17 protein-coding genes are annotated in these 17,911 nt (G+C 39.3%); 5 read left to right on the forward strand and 12 right to left on the reverse strand.

Going from position 1 to position 17,911, the window contains the following annotated elements:
- The first annotated feature begins 16 nt into the window (after window positions 1-16).
- Genes IPM62_02950 through IPM62_02965 form a run of 4 tightly spaced genes read left to right on the forward strand, consistent with a single transcriptional unit; the run spans window position 17 to window position 3,227 of the window.
- On the forward strand, window positions 17-982 hold the full coding sequence (locus IPM62_02950; protein QQS39545.1) for a hypothetical protein: 966 nt from the start codon (window positions 17-19) through the stop codon (window positions 980-982).
- Complete coding sequence (gene pilM, locus IPM62_02955; protein ID QQS39546.1) at window positions 982-1,992, forward strand: type IV pilus assembly protein PilM; 1,011 nt, start codon at window positions 982-984, stop codon at window positions 1,990-1,992. The genes IPM62_02950 and pilM overlap by 1 nt, the downstream gene beginning before the upstream one ends.
- A 10-nt stretch (window positions 1,993-2,002) precedes the next feature.
- On the forward strand, window positions 2,003-2,530 hold the full coding sequence (locus IPM62_02960; GenBank protein QQS39547.1) for a hypothetical protein: 528 nt from the start codon (window positions 2,003-2,005) through the stop codon (window positions 2,528-2,530).
- Between the two features lie 25 nt (window positions 2,531-2,555).
- On the forward strand, window positions 2,556-3,227 hold the full coding sequence (locus IPM62_02965; GenBank protein ID QQS39548.1) for a hypothetical protein: 672 nt from the start codon (window positions 2,556-2,558) through the stop codon (window positions 3,225-3,227).
- A 125-nt stretch (window positions 3,228-3,352) separates the two neighbouring features.
- Here the strand turns inward: IPM62_02965 and IPM62_02970 are convergent, their stop codons facing one another.
- The 6 genes from IPM62_02970 to tyrS form a co-directional block, all read right to left on the reverse strand.
- A complete protein-coding gene (locus tag IPM62_02970; GenBank protein QQS39549.1) occupies window positions 3,353-3,592 on the reverse strand; it encodes a KH domain-containing protein in 240 nt (79 codons plus the stop codon).
- A 3-nt stretch (window positions 3,593-3,595) separates the two neighbouring features.
- The gene (gene rpsP / locus IPM62_02975) at window positions 3,596-3,811 is read right to left on the reverse strand and encodes a 30S ribosomal protein S16 (GenBank protein QQS39550.1); all 216 of its coding nucleotides are present in this window, start codon (window positions 3,809-3,811) and stop codon (window positions 3,596-3,598) included.
- 78 nt (window positions 3,812-3,889) lie between these two features.
- Window positions 3,890-4,564 (reverse strand): ribonuclease III, encoded by a 675-nt coding sequence (gene rnc, locus IPM62_02980; GenBank protein QQS39551.1) that lies wholly within the window; start codon window positions 4,562-4,564, stop codon window positions 3,890-3,892.
- On the reverse strand, window positions 4,564-4,917 hold the full coding sequence (nusB, locus tag IPM62_02985; protein ID QQS39552.1) for a transcription antitermination factor NusB: 354 nt from the start codon (window positions 4,915-4,917) through the stop codon (window positions 4,564-4,566). The genes rnc and nusB overlap by 1 nt, the downstream gene beginning before the upstream one ends.
- A 205-nt stretch (window positions 4,918-5,122) precedes the next feature.
- Window positions 5,123-7,132 carry an ATP-dependent DNA helicase RecG gene (recG, locus tag IPM62_02990; protein ID QQS39553.1) on the reverse strand — a complete coding sequence of 670 codons (2,010 nt, stop codon included), beginning with the start codon at window positions 7,130-7,132 and terminating at the stop codon, window positions 5,123-5,125.
- Between the two features lie 129 nt (window positions 7,133-7,261).
- Window positions 7,262-8,425, reverse strand: coding sequence for a tyrosine--tRNA ligase (tyrS, locus tag IPM62_02995; protein ID QQS39554.1), 1,164 nt, complete (start codon window positions 8,423-8,425; stop codon window positions 7,262-7,264).
- 224 nt (window positions 8,426-8,649) lie between these two features.
- On the opposite strand from tyrS, the gene IPM62_03000 reads away from it, so the two are divergent.
- On the forward strand, window positions 8,650-11,268 hold the full coding sequence (locus IPM62_03000; GenBank protein ID QQS39555.1) for a PBP1A family penicillin-binding protein: 2,619 nt from the start codon (window positions 8,650-8,652) through the stop codon (window positions 11,266-11,268).
- A 194-nt stretch (window positions 11,269-11,462) separates the two neighbouring features.
- Here IPM62_03000 and pheT read toward each other — a convergent pair whose 3' ends face one another.
- The 6 genes from pheT to IPM62_03030 all read right to left on the reverse strand — a co-directional run bounded on the left by pheT (window position 11,463) and on the right by IPM62_03030 (window position 17,636).
- Window positions 11,463-13,421: a phenylalanine--tRNA ligase subunit beta gene (pheT, locus tag IPM62_03005; protein ID QQS39556.1), complete on the reverse strand. Its 1,959-nt coding sequence runs from the start codon at window positions 13,419-13,421 to the stop codon at window positions 11,463-11,465.
- A gap of 4 nt (window positions 13,422-13,425) precedes the next feature.
- Window positions 13,426-14,469, reverse strand: coding sequence for a phenylalanine--tRNA ligase subunit alpha (gene pheS, locus IPM62_03010; GenBank protein ID QQS39557.1), 1,044 nt, complete (start codon window positions 14,467-14,469; stop codon window positions 13,426-13,428).
- A gap of 218 nt (window positions 14,470-14,687) precedes the next feature.
- Entirely contained in the window at window positions 14,688-15,032 is a 345-nt protein-coding gene (gene rplT, locus IPM62_03015; protein ID QQS39558.1) for a 50S ribosomal protein L20, read from the reverse strand.
- A 1-nt stretch (window position 15,033) separates the two neighbouring features.
- On the reverse strand, window positions 15,034-15,231 hold the full coding sequence (locus IPM62_03020; protein ID QQS39559.1) for a 50S ribosomal protein L35: 198 nt from the start codon (window positions 15,229-15,231) through the stop codon (window positions 15,034-15,036).
- 3 nt (window positions 15,232-15,234) lie between these two features.
- A complete protein-coding gene (locus IPM62_03025) occupies window positions 15,235-15,837 on the reverse strand; it encodes a translation initiation factor IF-3 (GenBank protein ID QQS39560.1) in 603 nt (200 codons plus the stop codon).
- Between the two features lie 38 nt (window positions 15,838-15,875).
- Window positions 15,876-17,636, reverse strand: a complete 1,761-nt coding sequence (locus IPM62_03030; GenBank protein ID QQS39561.1) for a threonine--tRNA ligase — start codon at window positions 17,634-17,636, stop codon at window positions 15,876-15,878.
- Between the last annotated feature and the right edge of the window lie 275 nt (window positions 17,637-17,911).

The following is a 17,911-nucleotide window of genomic DNA, read 5'->3' on the forward strand; positions in this document are numbered from 1 at the left end:
TATAAACTTGAAGTGTATGAAAAACCTGTCCAAGTTCTTTAAACACCGTGTATCTTGTATGCAGGGAGGGTTTGGACGACAAAAATACAGCAATACTTCTGGGCAGGCATTACTCATAATTCTGCTTATTTTAGCCGGTACTTTGACGATAGTGCTTTCAACTGCATCCAAAAGTGTAACTGATATCCAAACAACCGGGTTAGAAGAAGATTCAGTGAGAGCCTTTAATGCAGCCGAACTTGGTGTAGAGCAGGCACTACTGAAACAAGGGATTGCCACGGGGACGCTTGCTAACCAGGCAAATTACAATGTAAACATCGAAAATTCTGAGGCGGGGTCTTCTTATATTTACCCTGATAGTCTTATGTCGGGAGAGGTGGCAACTTTTTGGTTTGTTTCGCAAGCCGAAGATGGTGATTTAATTTGCGATGGAGATCATCCGTGCACGAAGACTAATAACATACGATTTTGTTTCGGTGACGATAATGTCACATACGCTAGTAATCCGGCAATTGAAGTGACGATATACTATGATAGCAATGCTGGTGATCCATTAGCTAAAGGAGTAAATACAGGAGACTTTTCAGGCGTTAAAACTGCAAGATATGCATTTGATTCTTTGAATGCGAGAACAACCAATAATAATTTTACAGCTGCCACACAACCCTGCAACGTAAGTGGATTAAGTGAATTAAGATATCGAATACCACAAATAATGGCAAACGATCAAGTAACATGCAACCCTGCGGCAAACGAGGGCTGTTTACTTATGGCAACTGTTAGATCGCTTTACAATACCCAACCCAACAAAGTTGGACTGAATGTGGTAGGGGCTAGCACTTTACCTGCTCAAGGTGTTACGATTAACTCAACGGGGGTTTCAGGTGAAGCATCACGAAAGATAAACGTACAGCAAACATATGGTGAAGTTCCCGGAATTTTTGACACAGCTATTTATAGTAAAAGTGATATAAGCAAATAATGAGCGTCGGACTAGACATAGGAAGTAAAACATTAAAGATAGTAGAGCTATCAAAGGATGGATCTAAATTTAAACTTAGGGCATCCGGAATAGTCGGTTATATGGGAGAAACCATCGAACACATGAAATCCGACAAGGAGCTTCAGGTACTTGGTGCTGCGATTAAAAAATTACATAAAGAAGCTAAAATTTCTACAAAGGAAGTCGCCATAGCCCTTCCCGAGCCGCAGGTTTATATGAGAACGGTAAGATTTCCCCTTCTTACTGATTCCGAAATCGCTTCTGCTGTCAAATGGGAAGCGGAACAATATATCCCAATACCCAAAGAGGAAGCAATAATTCAGCATATGGTAATTGAGAGAAACGAGAATACGTCGCCACCGAGTACGATTGTTCTTCTTGTTGCCGCACCGAAAGCATTGGTTGTGAAATATGCCAAGGTTGTTGAATCCGCAGGTTTAAAACTTGTTTTTGTTGAAACGGAGTTGATGTCTTTGGTGAGAGCTTTAACGACGGATACGAGGACGATCATGCTTGTTGATTTTGGGGCGCGGTCGACGGATATTGCGATCGCAAAAAACTATCAACTTATATTTTCTAGATCAATTCCCACTGCGGGTGAAGCATTCACGAGGGCTGTGTCGCAAAGCCTCGGAGTTGAAGCAAAACAGGCGGAAGAATACAAAAGAGCTTATGGATTGTCAAATAATCAATTGGAAGGAAAAATCAGAAACGCGCTTGATCCGATTTTTAGAACCGTTGCAGACGAGATGAAAAAAGCTATTCAATTTTACAAAACCGATGCCAAGGGTGAATCGCCACAAAGTGTAATGCTCTCCGGTGGTACTGCCGGTATGCCCGAGGTTGCGTCTTACTTTACAAAGATTCTCGGTATTGAAGTTGTGGTGGGTAATCCATTTTTGAAAGTAAATGTTGATCCCAATGCGGCTAAATCGCTTTCGGGTTATGCACCACTTTATGCAGTAGCCACGGGTTTGGCAATGCGATAATTAATACCTTATGGCAAATATAAATTTACTACCCACCGATTTAGGTCCAGATCCGCAGGTTGCGAAAGTCTCGGAAAAACTGGTGCGTTTTGTCACATTTCTCACTGCTTGTCTAGTCATCCTTATCATTGTTTCGATTGCGTCGTTTGAGCTAATTACCCGAAAGATTAATGAAACCAACACCAATAAGGAAAATTTAAAAGCATCAATATCTTCTCTGGAAACAACTGAGCAAAAACTTATCTTAATTAAAGACCGGATTGACAAATCGTCAACGGTGATCTCCGAAGAAACCGCCAGCAAGCAGATAGAAGAAATTGAAGGATTAATAACGTCGGTACCTTCCGGAGTTACGATTGTCCAATCCGAAGTTTTTCCTCAACGTACCGAGATTGTTTTTAGCGTACCCGAGTCAAAAACCGTCGGAGAGTTGGTTCAATTGATTGAATCAACGGGACGCTTCAGAATCGTTCAACTTAAATCGATAGAATTTAGCAATAAAGATGCTTATAAATTGGGTTTTGTGTTAATCAATTAATTATATGATATTGGGTTCTGTCAGCATGCGGTCAAATCAAAATATAAAAGCATTAGCTGTGCCGATAGGTTTTTCTATCACAGTTAGCGGACTTTTATTGCTTGCGGGGTTTTTTTCCGTGACTCGAATTACCAAGCAATACGACAATCTCAAGCAATCACGTATCGAGGAAAATGTTTTATTGTCCAAAAACGACGAACTCTCATCCGTCCAGATTGAAAGTCTAGATGCGTCTAACCGGACTTTGATCGCAATGCCAAAAGAGAATCCGGGTTTGTTTATGGTGACACAACTAAAAAGCATGTCCGCAAAATATTCGTTGTCGGTTACCGACATCCAGCTAGAGAAAGAGTCGGAATACGCCGGTGGTATGTCGAGGGCAAAAATTGTTTTCGTATTTGAATCTTCAGACCTAAATTCTGTGATTGCTTTTTTCAAAGAGTTGAAAACCTTGTCACCTTTGTCGACGACCGAGAAAATAGATATTAACGGAAATAAATTAGGTAATTACATCGTCGAATCTGAAATTTATGTATATTGGTCGGATTTTCCCGAAACATTGCCGCCAATTTCCGACCCGATTATTAAGTTGACAACGTCAGACCAAGAATTGCTTACGCGATTGTCAAACCTCACGGTACCCGCCTTTACAGTCTTAAATCCCGCGGAGCCAGTTGAAAGAACAACTCCCTTTTAGTGCGAACTTTGACTCTTCAATTATTTTTATCAATATTAACTTTATAGACATACCGAACAATTTTGTACCTGGAGGAGCACACATTGAAGACCATAATGCAGCTATAACAATGAAGTAGTGAGCGATTAATCAATTTTTTCTTCGACCAATACGTACACCGAAGTTTTGTCAAGCGTGCTTTTAACGCGGAGAAGATTGCGGATAGCTTTAATTGTCGAACCACCTTTGCCGATAATTAGCCCCATATTTTCTTTGTCTGCAACGATAGTAAGCTCGAGACGATTATTTTCATTTTCGACTTCACGAATTTCGAAATTATCATTACCAAGAATTCCCGTTAAAATGTAATGAAGAAGCTCTTTCATGTTTTATATTAATTTCTTTAGCGTAGCCGTTATTTGCGCACCTTTTTTGACCCAAGCATCTAGTTTTTTCTTGTCAATGCTTTTTTCTTGTGATTTGGGATTCCAGAAACCCAATACCTCAAGCGGTTTACCTGTAATTTTACGTTTTGAGTCTGTGACCACGACCCTGTAAAAGGGTTTGTTTCTTGCTCCAAATCTTGCTAAGCGAATTTTGATCATAATTAAATTTAAGTCTGGGACAATTTTACTATAGTTTAACCAAAGCCTCAAGTGTGGGATATAAAAATGATGTATTTCCTAATCCTTGATATTGTTGTCGATGGCATTCTCAGCTGCTGCTTGTGCCGCTTCAGCTTTGTTTTTCCCTTCCCCTTTCCCCCATCGTTTACCGTCAACTAAAACCGAAATGTAAAATATTTTGTCGTGATCGGGTCCAATTTCTTTCTCTACCTTGTATTTGGGAGCTTGGAATCCTTTTGCTTGGACGTATTCTTGTAATCTGCTTTTAGCATCTTTAAGCGGTTCTTTAATTTTCTTATCAAGATCTACCAACAAATATTTTTGAATGAATTCTTCGGCTTTCGTAATACCACTGTCCATAAAAATAGCGCCGATTAAAGCTTCCACTGTGTTGGCGAGTAAGGAAGTATTGCTTCTTCCACCACCATCCTCCTCGCCTTTGGATAAATAAAGAAGTTTCCCAATATCCATTTTTCCGGCGACATGTGCCAGATTAACCGTATTGACCAAATTAGCACGGAGCGCGGTTAAATAACCCTCTTCCTTGTCAGGAAGTAATTTAAACAGTTCTTTGGAAACGATAAATTCAAGTACGGCATCGCCTAAAAATTCAAGTCGCTCATTTGATGATCGTTGATCCGGATGCTCATTTACCCAAGACTTGTGGGTGAGAGCGAGCGTTAACCAGTTTGCATCTTTAAATAAAAGTGATATTTTTCGCGATTTGTCCATTATTCCTCCTTGTGGTATATAGTACCCAAAACGCCGTTTATAAACGAGGGTGATTTTTCACTTCCGAATTGTTTGGCAAGTTCGACGGCTTCATCGATTATTACTTTGGGGGGTGTTGAAGTGAAATCCAATTCATAAACAGCAAGCCTTAATATTACCAGGTCAACCCTATTAAGCTTATCAAGTGGCCAAGCTGGTGCAGCTTGGGATATTTTGGCATCAAGTACGTGTTGATTTTCCAATATCTTATCCACCAATTTTTCGGAGTGTGGCTGTTGGGTGAAACTCTGCGCAAACAATTGCTTAACCACGTCAACGCGTTGTTTGTGTCGTGGATCTTTGGAAGTTTTCATCTTGCCTTTGATTTATTGTAGGATGTAACAGCTTTTTGTAAAGTTTTTTCTGCACGGTTTTTACGCTGTGCATTTCTGCGTGTGTTACTCCTGCTGCGAGAATGTTTTTTCTTTGGTACAGCCATAGATGTATTGTAACCCAAGTTTTCTTTGTAGGCAATCGGATAAGTGTAAATTGACGAAAGTAGACATCGATTTCGGGTTACTAATATTGCTGACTGTTGTGCATATATTTTATCAGAGCATCATACGTGTCCTCGTTTTCCAAAGCGTAAAGGGCGAGTTTTTTTGTTTTTTTGATAATTTCAATATCAGTCCAGGATGCAATTTTTAACTCATCGAAACCGCTTTGTTTAGTCCCAAAAATTTCCCCTGGCCCCCTAATTGAAAGATCGATCTCGGCAAGTTCAAAACCGGTTTTGTTTTGGGTGAGTGCGGTTAAGCGTTTGTCGGATTTATCTGATTTTGCATGTGCGAATAAAAGACAATATGATTTTTTAGTGCTCCTGCCTACCCTTCCTCGTAATTGATGAAGCTGTGCGAGTCCAAATCTGTCAGCCGCCTCAATTATCATAATTGTTGCATTGGCAACATCAATGCCAACTTCGATTATCGGTGTCGTAACAAGAATATCGTATTTTTTATCTCTGAACATGGAGATTACATCTTCTTTGACTTGTGCCTTTAATTTTCCATGTAAGAGGGCGATGCGACGTTTGGGGAACGACTTCACAATCTTCTCGTATTCGACGGTAACTGCTTTAACCTCTTTCATAATACTGGATTCACTCTCCTCAATTAACGGACAAACGACAAATGCTTGGATATTTTTCGTCTCGATTTCATTATCTACCCATGTATAGGCACTACTGCGTTTGTCTTCGGGTACTATCCAAGTGGTAATTTTTCGTCGCCCTGCAGGTAATTCATCAAGAGTGGAAAGATCAAGATCTCCATAAAGTGTTAAGGCAATGGTTCTCGGAATTGGAGTTGCAGTCATTGTCAAAACATCGGGAGCGTAAAAACCGTTTTGGGTTTTTTTAACAAGGTATTTACGTTGGTTTACTCCGAAACGGTGTTGTTCGTCAATTATCACAACAGCGACCTTATCGAAATGATCCTCTTTCCCCAGTAGAGCATGAGTTCCAACAACAACATCGCAGTCATTACCACCTTTTTTCATATTCGCAGTTATCAAACCAACACTTACTCCCAGAGGTTGCAACAGCTGAGTTAATGTTTGATAATGTTGCTTTGCCAGTATTTGTGTCGGTGCCATAACCACAGCGCGGTATGTGTTAGCGTAGGCTATATAGCAGGCAAGCGCCGCGACAACGGTTTTACCCGACCCAACGTCACCTTCAAGTAAGCGATTCATGGGATGAGGTTTTTTTAAATCTACAATTATTTCGTCGATAACTTTTTTTTGAGATGACGTAAGCTCAAAAGGTAATGAATTGATATATCTATTTAATGTGTTTTGTGTTATCGCCAGTGCGTGTGCCTGATTGGTTTTTTCCCATGTGCGTTTTTTGTAAAGTGACGACAATTGGATAGATAAGAGTTCGTTAAATGCAAGTCGATAACGAGCCTTTTTGGCGTTTTGTAGTGTGTCGGGAAAGTGAATAAGGCGTAACGCATCGGTTAACGAAAGTAAGTCATAGTGTTTTAAATCATCGTCGGGGAGTATTTCCTGCATATCTTCCATAAGAGTAAGGAGTGATGCGATTCTTGCCCTGAACCATTTTGACGTAAGACCTTTTGTTTCGTTGTATACCGGGACAAGTCTTCCCGTATGGAGACCCGTGGCTGATTTAACCAATTCGTAAACCGGCGACATCATAGCTTTTTGCCGTCCAAACCACTTTATTTCACCCGAGAGATAGACCTCAACATCCTTTTTAAGTGTTGATAGAATATATCTCTGATTGAACCAAACGACGTTGAGCGATCCGCTTTTATCGCTAACAGAGATTAATTGCATTTGCTTTCTTTTTTTTGTGTACGTTGAGACGATGTCTTGTACCTTAGCTTTAATAGTGACAGTTTCCCCCACTTGGGAATTGGCAATTAGTGTTGTTTTTGAAAAATCATAATACCGGTGTGGTACATGATATAGAAAGTCGTGTATGTTAAATATTCCCAATTTTTCTAACTTTTTAGTGTATGAGGGGCCGATTGACGGGATATGTGACACACTGGTGATCAAGTCCATATGCCTTTACTATAACATCTTGGAACTAGAGATAAAAAAAGAATGGAAGGAACGTAGTAAGAAGAAGCATTAATGAAGCAACAACCAGTACGAATGTTGTAACTATTTTTTTTTGCTTTTTTGTCATGACTATACAACCTTTAAAAATATTTTCTTACCTAGTTTGATATTTTGACCGCTTGAGGTTTTATAATGTGGATCGCGGATAACTTGTTCGTTTACGCTTACCGCGCCTTGGGTAATCTGCCTCTTTGACTCCGAGACACTTGCCAAAGATGTAAAGGGCGCAATGGTTTTTGCGAGAGTTCCTTCGTTTTTAACGTTTTTTGTGAAATCGGGTTTTTTATCCTGGAAAGTTTTTTTAAACGCTTCTTGAGCTTGATTCGCCTTGGTTGTGTCGTGAAGCTCGGTGACAATTGTATGAGCTAATAGTTTTTTGGTTTCCATCGGGTGAACCTTGCCAGATTTAAGATCACCAATGATTGTTTTGACGACTTCGGTTGGTGTATCGGTTGCAAGTATAAAATACGATTCAATGAGTGAGTCGGAAATATTCATAACCTTCCCATACATGTCGCTTGGATCATCCATCAGCCAGATGCAGTTGCCGACGCTTTTACTCATTTTTTTGCCATCTGTCCCCTCCAAAATATCAAGTGTCATAAAGTAACTTTCCTTTGCTCGATAGTATTTTTGTAAAGTGCGTCCTGCTTGAAGATTAAAGGTTTGCTCGGTTGCACCGATTTGTAAGTCGGCATCCAGATAATAGTGATCATAGCCCTGCATAATAGGATAAAGCATTTCGTGAAGACCGACCCTTCCACCTGAATATAGTCTTTTCCTGACCAATTCACGTCCTATAAAATCGCCGACGGAAAATTGCTGCGTTATTTTAACGACATCACTAAAGGTTAGTTTTGACAGCCAGTCGCTATTCTTTTTGACTTCAATCAGTGAGAAATCCAGAATTTTTGAAGCTTGTTTTTTAAAATCCTTCCAATTGTTTTTAATTTCTTCACTGGTTAATATCGGCCGCTCGGTTTCTTTGTCAGAATTATCCCCCACTAAGGTGGTGAAGTCGCCGATAAGAAATATGACTTTATGCCCCAGTTTGGCAAAGCGCTGCAATTTTCTGAAAGGAACCGTATGGCCAAGATGTAATCTCGGTGCGGTGGCATCAAAACCGGCATATATAGTAATTTTTTTAGACGTGAGTAATTTCGCCAAATGTTTTTTATCCGGCACGATATTGGCAACTCCGCGGGTTAAAATATCTTCAATATCATTATGCATAAATTGATTTTATCACAAACGTAAGTTTTTGGATGATAGTTGATATTATGAGGTTAATGATACATCGCGGACTAAAGTTTATGATACCTTTATTACGCCTTTGGTATAAGACAAATCTCCAATCACACAATATATCGCGTTATTACTTAAGAAATACTACAAATTAATTCGAGCTCATATTTTAAGTTTTATTAAAATTTGATATTTTTGCTACAATACTAGATATGGCAAAGTGGAAGAAAGTCTACAGAAGAAAAAGAAAGTATGAAAGACTTGCCAGGCGGCAATTGGCCGATAAATCAAATATACGCTCGCTTGTATCCAGTAAATGGCTGGTGCGAATTGCAAAGTTTGGTTTTGTTAGTGTAATTCTTGGATTTCTGGCAATTTTTGTACTTATCCCGCTTTTTGCTTTTAATCTCCCTTCCCCAGATAAAATAATAAGACGTGAAGGATTTTCCACAAAAATACTCGCCCGGGATGGTCAGGTGCTGTACGACATTTATGTCGATCAAAACAGAACCCATGTAAATCTTGAGGATATTCCCGATTACTTAAAACAAGCTACGGTTGCTATCGAAGATAAAAATTTTTATCATCACCAAGGGTTTGATATTTTTGGTATGGCACGAGGTGTAACTAGAATTTTTACACGAGGAAGAGCGCAGGGGGGATCGACATTGACACAACAATTGGTAAAAAATGCATTGTTGTCACCGGAACGTAGTGTATTTAGAAAAATTAAGGAGTTTATTTTAGCGATTCAAATAGAACGTGCATACAGCAAAGATGAAATACTAACACTTTATTTAAATGAAGTACCCTATGGAGGTACTGCGTGGGGAGTTCAAGCTGCTGCGCAAGCGTATTTTGGTAAAGATGCAAAAGAGTTGTCGTTAACAGAATCGGCAATACTGGCTGGTTTACCACAACGGCCGTCTTTGTATTCACCGTATTCTTCAAGTCCAGATGCGTATATCGGACGCACTCAAGATGTGTTAAGGAGAATGCGTGAAGATGGTTATATTACAAAAGAGCAGGAGGAAGAAGTCAAAGAACAACTGGGCGATATTGAATTTCAGCCACGGGGTGCTAGTTTTAAAGCACCGCATTTTGTGCAATATGTCCAAGAAATTTTGGAGGAAAGATACGGACAATCTGCCGTTGAGCAAGGAGGTTTGAAAGTTACGACTACTCTTGATATCGATCTGCAGGAAAAAGCGCAGACGATTGTAACTGAGGAAATTGAAAAAGTGGAAAGCCAAAATATCGGAAACGGTGCGGCTGTGGTTTTGGATCCGCAAACGGGAGAAATATTGGTGATGGTGGGATCAAAAGATTTTGCCGCAGCCGATTATGATGGTCAGGTAAATGTTACGACTCGCCTTCGACAACCGGGATCGGCAATAAAACCGATAACCTACGCAACTGCGCTTGAGAAGGGTTACACCGCGTCTACGATGCTTATGGATGTACCAACAGAATTTCCGGGTGGTGAAGGTCAACCTCCCTACATCCCTGTCAATTACGACGGTGAATACCGCGGTCCGATACAATTAAGGTACGCTTTGGCAAATTCTATTAACGTTCCCGCAGTGAAATTACTTGCGCTTGTTGGAATCAATGATGTGTTGGATACGGCGTATAAATTGGGAATTTCATCTTTTGAACCAAACAAAGAGACTTTGAGTAGAGTCGGTCTCTCGTTGACACTGGGCGGCGGTGAAGTAAAACTTTTAGAATTAACAGGTGCTTATTCTGCTTTCATGAACAAAGGATTTGCGGTGGAACCCGTAGCCATTCTCAAAGTTGAAGACGGTGACGGAAACATCCTTGAAGAAAATAAACCGGAAAAAGGTAAGCAAGTAATCAGTGAAGAAGTTGCCTACATTATTTCGCATATTCTTTCCGACAATCAGTCAAGAGAAGCGGTTTTCGGATCGAATTCACTTTTAAATATTTCAGGACGACAAGTAGCCGTAAAAACAGGTACAACAAATGATAAACGGGATAATTGGGCGATTGGTGGAACACCCGGTGCCTTGACGGGAGTATGGGTGGGAAATAACGATAATTCGCAGATGAAAAATGTTGCCTCAGGTGTGTCTGGAGCAACACCAATTTGGAGAAGAATCATCCTTGAGGCATTGAGTCAAAGACCGGCGCAAGGTTTTGAAGTGCCCGATGGTGTGGTAACAAAATCAGTAGACAGTGTTTCTGGTTATGCGTCTCACGATGGTTATTCATCCAGAATTGAGTACTTTGTAAAAGGAACTGAACCCGGTGATGATCCGGTGCATACGAAGCTGAAAGTGTGTAAAACTGATGGAAAGTTGGCTAGCCCATCGGATATTTCAAGTGGTAATTATGAAGAAAAGGAATTTTTTGTATTCAAGGAAGAAGATCCGACTTCAGCTCCTGGAGGAATAAATAAATGGCAAGAAGGTATATTAACTTGGATACAGACGCAGGAAGACGCACGTTACAAACCGCCCACCGATTATTGTCAAAGCGGTTCGCCGGTCGGGGTATCTTTTGACAACCCGCAGGATCAGACATCAAATCACCCAAATGCCTTACAAGTAAAAATAAAAGCCGAGAGTACAAATAATTTAACTGAGGTTGCTGTATATGTCGATGGAACGAAAGAAAAAACGTTTACCCAAGCACCGTACACACTTACTTTAAATTTACAAGACGGTAAACATGAGCTGAAAGCTGTTGTGCGAGATGAAAAAGGCAACCAGGGTGACCGGGTGGTGCGAATTGGTGTCAATACAACTTGGGATTATCAAACTCCAACCCCGAGTCCGACTAGTGCTCCGAGTATAACACCGGATTAACACTACTTGGTGAGATTTATTTGTGCAATTTTCATTAACTTATAAATCTTGTGAAGTTAATTTGCTCCCTAGATTCGTCAATGACAGGTGTTAGACAGGTGACCAAAGAACTACTAATTAAACAGACTTCATTTGATTAAATTCGGTAAACGACAATACCCGAAGACGAAAAATTGATTACATTTATCGGGAGTCTATTCTTTGACGGTTACATGGTGTTTTGCCGATAAATATTTAACAACTTCCTGGCGTATCTTTCTGACATCCTCATCAGAGAGAGTTTTGTTACAATCTTGATACCAAATACGGAAAGTAAAAGCATCGTTATACGTATCAATTAATTGAATTTTGGTTATTTGATTACTGGCGTGTTTGATTCCATCCATTAAATCACCGATATAAGTATTTTTGGGAACAATACTGGTGATGTCTTCGATATGCGCCGGAAATTGCGGAATAGGTTTGTATGTAGCATTTCTACTAAACTTCTTTAAAAGTGACATGTCGAATTCAAAGTAAATACTATTATCCATGAGGACTCCGAAAAATCCTATGTATTTACGGTTTGTGAGAACTTGCAGGCGTTGCCCTGCTTTAAAGCCATGTGCATCTGTTGGATGAAAAACGTAAGGAATATTGAGTTTATCAAGTAAAGTTTCGATGACACCTTTGGCTTTTTCATAGTCCGTCTTAACGAAAATCCCACCCAAGGTCATTTTTTCTTGAGGAAGATTTCCCTTCGACGGGATGTAAATATTTGCGACCTCAAAAAGTAGAAAGTTTGATTCTTGCGCTACATTTACATCAGCCGCTTTTCTCAGACTCGGTAACAGAGATACCCTGAGAAATGAATGATCGGATCCCAGAGGATTGGACAATTTCAGTTCATTCCCCACAGTCATTGTCTTGGAAACGAGTGAAAATGTGTAAACTTCATTTGCACCCAATTCCTTGAGAATACTTTTGACCGCCATCTCAAATTTAAATGGCATATCAGTCGGTTTATCAGGAATTTCGCCCGAAAGTTTTGTGCAAGGTACATTGTGATAACCAAAAATTCTGACCACTTCTTCTACGATATCTTCGGCAATAGTTATATCGCGGTTTCGCCATGATGGTGTCGAAACTTCATAGCCTTCTTTTGTTGCCTTCATGCCAAACCCTAAGCTTGAAAGAATAGTTATTACACGTTTTTTGTCTATATGTGTCCCGATTAATTTTTCAATTTTTGCATGAGTTATCTTCACGATATTTTGTTTTTGTTTCTTCGGGTACTTATCAATAACGTTACTTGCAACACTCGCATGGCAAATTTTTTGAAATAATGACACACCCAAACTTAATGCATAGTCTGAAAGCGTAGGATCAACCCCCTTCTCGTTAAGAGTAGCGGCAACAGTACGGATTCCAAGTGTCATTGAAGTTTTGCGTATCCGAACCGGATCGTTTGTTTCCATAAATAAAAGAACACGTTTGGTGGTAGCGTTTACAACTGAATTTTTAGTTCCGATGATTCCGGGTAAATCAATGATTTGCCCCGTTGAATCGTCGATTACGATGTCCCCTCCCGGTAATTTGTATTCTTTGTTTTCAAGACTGACGATTCTTTCATTTTTTTTGGATTCTCGAAGTACAAACTGTTTTGTCGTGATGAGATCATAATCAAAGACATGCGTGGGATGACCTATCTCGGTCATGACGTAGTTTGTTATATCAACAAGTGCTCCCAAGCTTCTAAAACCACTTGCCGTAAGTCGGTCTTTCATCCACTTTGGCGTTTCTCTGTTTTTTATGTTATCAATCACAATACCCATAACGCGGTGGGTTAATGCAGGATTAATGGAAATTTTTAAAGGTAGCGGTTTTGTTAATTTAGCGTACTTTTGAAGTGCGGGTTTTTTTAACTTTGCCTTGAAACCGAACTCGGGCAAAATTACACTTGCTTCTCGGGCTATGCCCCAAACGCTCATCATATCAACCCTATTAGTTGTAACTTCGATGTCGTAAACGTAATCTACTTTACCGCCAATGTTAATTTTATTGATACGCTCGACCGATGGTCCACACAAAGACAGGCATCTTGCGATATCCTGCGCTTTGGCGTTGGTAATTAGATAATCCCGTAACCAAGAATCAAGTATTAATATATTCATATAATTAAAATTGTCTTAAAAATTGCAAATCTGTGCCATAAATTAGTCGCACATCCGGAATTTGGATACCCGATTTCATCATGTATACGCGCTCCACGCCCCAACCAAATGCAAATCCGGTGTATACAGTAGGATCGATTCCCCCTGCCTTGAGTACATTAGGATGAACCATGCCGGAACCTCCTATTTCAAGCCAGCCTTCCTTGCAGAGTTTGCACTTATGTCCTTTAATTAAGCCCGTACCTTTGCAGATATCACAGCTTATATCAACTTCAAAAGACGGTTCAGTGAAAGGAAAGTTATAGGGGCGGATACGCGTTTTTCTGCTTGGTCCAAAAAACGAACGCGCAAAATAATCGAGAGTTCCCCTTAGATGCGCTATTGAGATATCTTTATCGACAACCAAGCCTTCAAATTGATGAAAAACGGGAACATGACTTACATCGGACTGTCGTCTGTAGCATTTAGCAATGTTAATCATTCTGATTGGTGGAGTTTTAATCGCTTGCATTTCTCTTACTTGTCCACTTGAAGTATGCGGAGTAAGAAGCATTCTGCCGAATTTAGGATGGTCTTTCGCTTCGATAAAAAAAGTTTCCCAATCATCGCGTGCGGGGTGAAGAGGGTCAAAGTTAAGCGACCCAAAAGAATACCAATCCCATTCGACTTCTGGATATCTTGATCTGACAAAACCAATACTTTCGAATACATTTGATATTTCTTCTATTGCTTGAGTAACCAGGTGCAGTGATCCCGTCTGTAGTTTTGATCCGGGGATAGTCGGATCAAACCATGTTTTAGGAGTGTCGCAAAACTGTTGTTTTTGTGTGTTTAATGCCGTCTCGATTGTTTTTTTGACGTCATTAATCAATAATCCTGTTTGTTTTCTATCTTTAATTTCTAAGCTTGTAAGTTCCTTGATTAGTTTTGTTAACTTACCATTTCGCCCCAAATACGCGATTCTAATTTCCTCTAAATCGTTTACACTTTCGGCCTGAGTAATTTGAGCTATTGCTTCACTTTTTAAGTTTTGTAAATTTTCAAACATGTTTATATAAGTTTATGATGATTCACCATAAATATAAAGCTTCAATGATAGTATTTGTAAACTTGATACTTATCAATCCGATTTAGCAAAAAGAAATGTTTGTAACAAGTTTGCTGATAAATAGTACAAAAAAAACCTCCGGTTTGGAGGCTTTTAGCATCACAAAATTGCCTCCTTTTTTCAAAGAAAGCTAAAGTTAAAACTATTATTAATAAAAATCATTTTAGATGTTTTAAAATTTGTGCAAAAGTTTCAGGATCACTAATAGCGATTTCGGATAGTATTTTTCTATCAAGTTCAACATGTTTGTCATTGAGTGCTTTTATAAAAGATGAATAATTCAAACCATGTTCTTTTACCGCAGCATTTAGTCGGGTTATCCAGAGCCTGCGTAGATTGCGTTTCTTCAGTTTTCTTCCTTCGAACGCATATTGTCCAGCATGAAGCACTGCTTCGTTGGCCGTCCTAAAGCGTCTGTGTGCAGAAAATTTAAACCCTTTTGCAAACTTTCTAACTTTGTTATGCTGCTCGCGTCTGGTTGTACCTGTTTTTACTCTTGTCATATTACTTACCCAAAGCCTTTCTTATTTTTCTTGAATGAAACTTGTTTGTATGAATTATTCGTTTCAATCTTCTTTTTTTACTTTTGCTTTTTTTAACATTCAAATGTCCACTAAAACCCTGTCTACGTAAGACTTTGCCGTTTTTTGTTACCTTAAACCTTTTGGTTAAACTCTTTCTTGTTTTTTGTTTAATTTTCATAATCTAAATATCTTCACTACTGAGATTGCTTTTTTTAGGTTCCTCGCTATTTTCACTGTCGCTCTCAATTTTTTTATTGGTTGGTGAAATTACCATTGCCAAATGTCTTCCAAGGAATTTGGGTTCCATGTCGATTACAACATTCGTCGTAAGGTCTTTGAGTAATCTGTTGGTTAAATTGTAACCAAATTTCTTACTATCCATTTGTCGGCCTTTAAATTTTACGACAATCCGTATTTTGTAACCGTCTTTCAAAAAGTCATTAACTTTTTGTAATCTGGTTGTGTAATCCGCCTCGCCAATAAAAGGTGAAAATCTAATTTCTTTGATTTCGCCTCCCTTTGCTGATTTCTTTTGTTTTTTAAGTTTTTTCTCTTCCCTGTATTTAAATTTTCCAAACTCGATAACTTTTGCTACCGGTGGAACTGCTTTGGGCGCTATCTCAATTAAATCACAAGATGCTTCACTGGCAACCTGTAAAGCTTCAGGTAAACCCATCACACCAATCAACTTGCCGCTTTCGTCAACAACACGAAGTTTGTCACTTCGGATTTGGTGATTAATGCGCCAACTTAACTTTAGTTGTTTGGGCCTAGCGTTTCTCAAATTACAATTTAGTATTTTAACAAACTATTGACATAAACTCAAAGGTCAAGATCTTTTGAGTCGTTTTTGTCGTTAATTAGCTTGATAAAATTATTAAGTTCGATTTGACCCAAGTCTTTACCGTTTCTTGTTCTTAGTGCGACCTTTCCGGCTTTCTCTTCCTTATCGCCGATAACAAGCATATAGGGAATTTTTTCATTTTGTGCTTTTCTGATTTTATTGCCAAGCGTGTCGTTTGTGTTGTCCATGGCGACACGAACACCCGCCGTTTTCAAATTTTGGGTTAACTTATTTGAATAGCCGATATTCCTTTCCGTTATCGGTAATACTTTTGCCTGTTGGGGTGAAAGCCAAACCGGAAGATTGCCGGCTAAGTGTTCCAACAAGATCATCATAAATCGCTCCGGAGAACCGATGACGGCTCTGTGAATCATTATCGGTGTAACTTTCTCCCCCTTTTCATTTATGTAATACAATTCAAATCTCTCCGGTTGGACATAATCAATTTGCACGGTAGATAATTGCCATTCACGTCCCAATGCGTCGGTTGCCATGAGATCCATTTTGGGAGCATAGAATGCAGCCTCTCCGGGTCCGTCGTAATGATCGATATTATTTCGCTTCATAATTTTCTCTGCCCATTTTTCTACCTTGTCCCATGTCTTTGGATTACCCAAATACTTTTCGGGATGTTTGGGATCACGAATTGACAAGCGATAACGATATGTAAAGCCAAAAGTGTTCATTACTTTTTTAATCATCGAAAGAGCTATGTCGATCTCTTCGTCTACTTGGCTCTCCATGCAAAAGATGTGGCAATCATCTTGCGAGAAGGATCTCACTCTGGCAAGACCTGATAATTCACCCGGTCTTTCGTCGCGATAAAGCATTGCAAAATCCGTCATTCTTATTGGTAAGTCCTTGTAACTTCTAAGTTTGCTTGCGAATATTTGTGTGTGTTGTGGACAGTTCATCGGCTTGAGATACATTTCCTCATCCGAATAGTTAGAAATCACCTTAAACATATCGTCTTTGTATTTTGCGTAGTGACCTGATATTTTAAACAATGATGCCTTGCCGATTTGCGGTGTCCATACTTGTTGATAGTCTAGTGGACTTTGTAAATCTTCAATGTATTTGTTAAGAGCCAATCGGATAAACGCACCCTTGGGTGTGTAGAGTGGAAGTCCTGCTCCGACTAAATCCGAAAAAGTAAATAAATCAAGATCCTTACCCAACTTTCTGTGGTCCCTTTTTTGCGCTTCTTCTTGGGCGATCAGATATTCATCCAATTCTTTTTGCGAAGCAAATGCTGTCCCGTAAATTCTGGTTAACATTTTGTTTTTCTCGTCTCCACGCCAGTAAGCTCCGGCAAGCGATAATAATTTAAAGAATTTAATCTCTTGTGATGGATTTGCGATATGACCTCCTTTGCATAAGTCGCGAAAATCCCCTGAGCGATATATGGTTAACCCCTTACCCTCTTTGGTGAATTCTTCAATTAGTTCCTTTTTATATTCATTTCCCGAAAATTCCTTTAAAGCTTCATCTTTGGTCACTTTTATCTTGTCGAATTTTTTCCAACCCTTAACAATACGGTGCATTCTTTCCTCAATTTTTGCCAAGTCTTCCTCCCCCACTTTGACATTGCCAAAATCGATATCGTAGTAAAAACCTTTGTCGATAGAAGGACCGATTGCCAATTTCGCCTTGGGGTATAATTCCAAAACGGAAGCCGCCAGCAAATGCGACGAGCTATGTCTTAGATTACTTAAATATGTTTCGTCTATTTTTTTCATTGGCTTACAAACTGATTGTACTACACTTAAATACTTAATAAATAGCCTTGTTCCCGTTAAACTCAAAACTATCGATTTGAGTCGGATGCTTAGATTAAAGTCTTAACACTAAGACGACTACAATCCGTTTTAGTCGGTAAAAACGTCTATATACTTATTAAGTTACTTAAACTAAAAAACCTCCGATTTCGGAGGTTGTCTTTTAAACAAAAAACACCACCTCCACTATAAAGCGGTGGTAGTTGTAAAGATGTTTAATATAGTACTCATAACTG

It is taken from the genome of Candidatus Woesebacteria bacterium, assembly GCA_016700095.1.
Taxonomy (GTDB): domain Bacteria; phylum Patescibacteriota; class Microgenomatia; order UBA8517; family UBA8517.

Coding starts and splice junctions, on each gene's coding strand:
- nusB (QQS39552.1), bottom strand. CDS start 4,917: ATGAAAACTTCCAAAGATCCACGACACAAACAACGCGTTGACGTGGTT.
- pheT (QQS39556.1), bottom strand. CDS start 13,421: ATGAATATATTAATACTTGATTCTTGGTTACGGGATTATCTAATTACC.
- rnc (QQS39551.1), bottom strand. CDS start 4,564: ATGGACAAATCGCGAAAAATATCACTTTTATTTAAAGATGCAAACTGG.
- IPM62_02960 (QQS39547.1), top strand. CDS start 2,003: ATGGCAAATATAAATTTACTACCCACCGATTTAGGTCCAGATCCGCAG.
- recG (QQS39553.1), bottom strand. CDS start 7,132: ATGGACTTGATCACCAGTGTGTCACATATCCCGTCAATCGGCCCCTCA.
- IPM62_02970 (QQS39549.1), bottom strand. CDS start 3,592: ATGAAAGAGCTTCTTCATTACATTTTAACGGGAATTCTTGGTAATGAT.
- IPM62_02965 (QQS39548.1), top strand. CDS start 2,556: ATGCGGTCAAATCAAAATATAAAAGCATTAGCTGTGCCGATAGGTTTT.
- pilM (QQS39546.1), top strand. CDS start 982: ATGAGCGTCGGACTAGACATAGGAAGTAAAACATTAAAGATAGTAGAG.
- IPM62_02950 (QQS39545.1), top strand. CDS start 17: ATGAAAAACCTGTCCAAGTTCTTTAAACACCGTGTATCTTGTATGCAG.
- rplT (QQS39558.1), bottom strand. CDS start 15,032: ATGACAAGAGTAAAAACAGGTACAACCAGACGCGAGCAGCATAACAAA.
- tyrS (QQS39554.1), bottom strand. CDS start 8,425: ATGCATAATGATATTGAAGATATTTTAACCCGCGGAGTTGCCAATATC.
- IPM62_03000 (QQS39555.1), top strand. CDS start 8,650: ATGGCAAAGTGGAAGAAAGTCTACAGAAGAAAAAGAAAGTATGAAAGA.
- IPM62_03020 (QQS39559.1), bottom strand. CDS start 15,231: ATGAAAATTAAACAAAAAACAAGAAAGAGTTTAACCAAAAGGTTTAAG.
- rpsP (QQS39550.1), bottom strand. CDS start 3,811: ATGATCAAAATTCGCTTAGCAAGATTTGGAGCAAGAAACAAACCCTTT.
- pheS (QQS39557.1), bottom strand. CDS start 14,469: ATGTTTGAAAATTTACAAAACTTAAAAAGTGAAGCAATAGCTCAAATT.
- IPM62_03030 (QQS39561.1), bottom strand. CDS start 17,636: ATGAAAAAAATAGACGAAACATATTTAAGTAATCTAAGACATAGCTCG.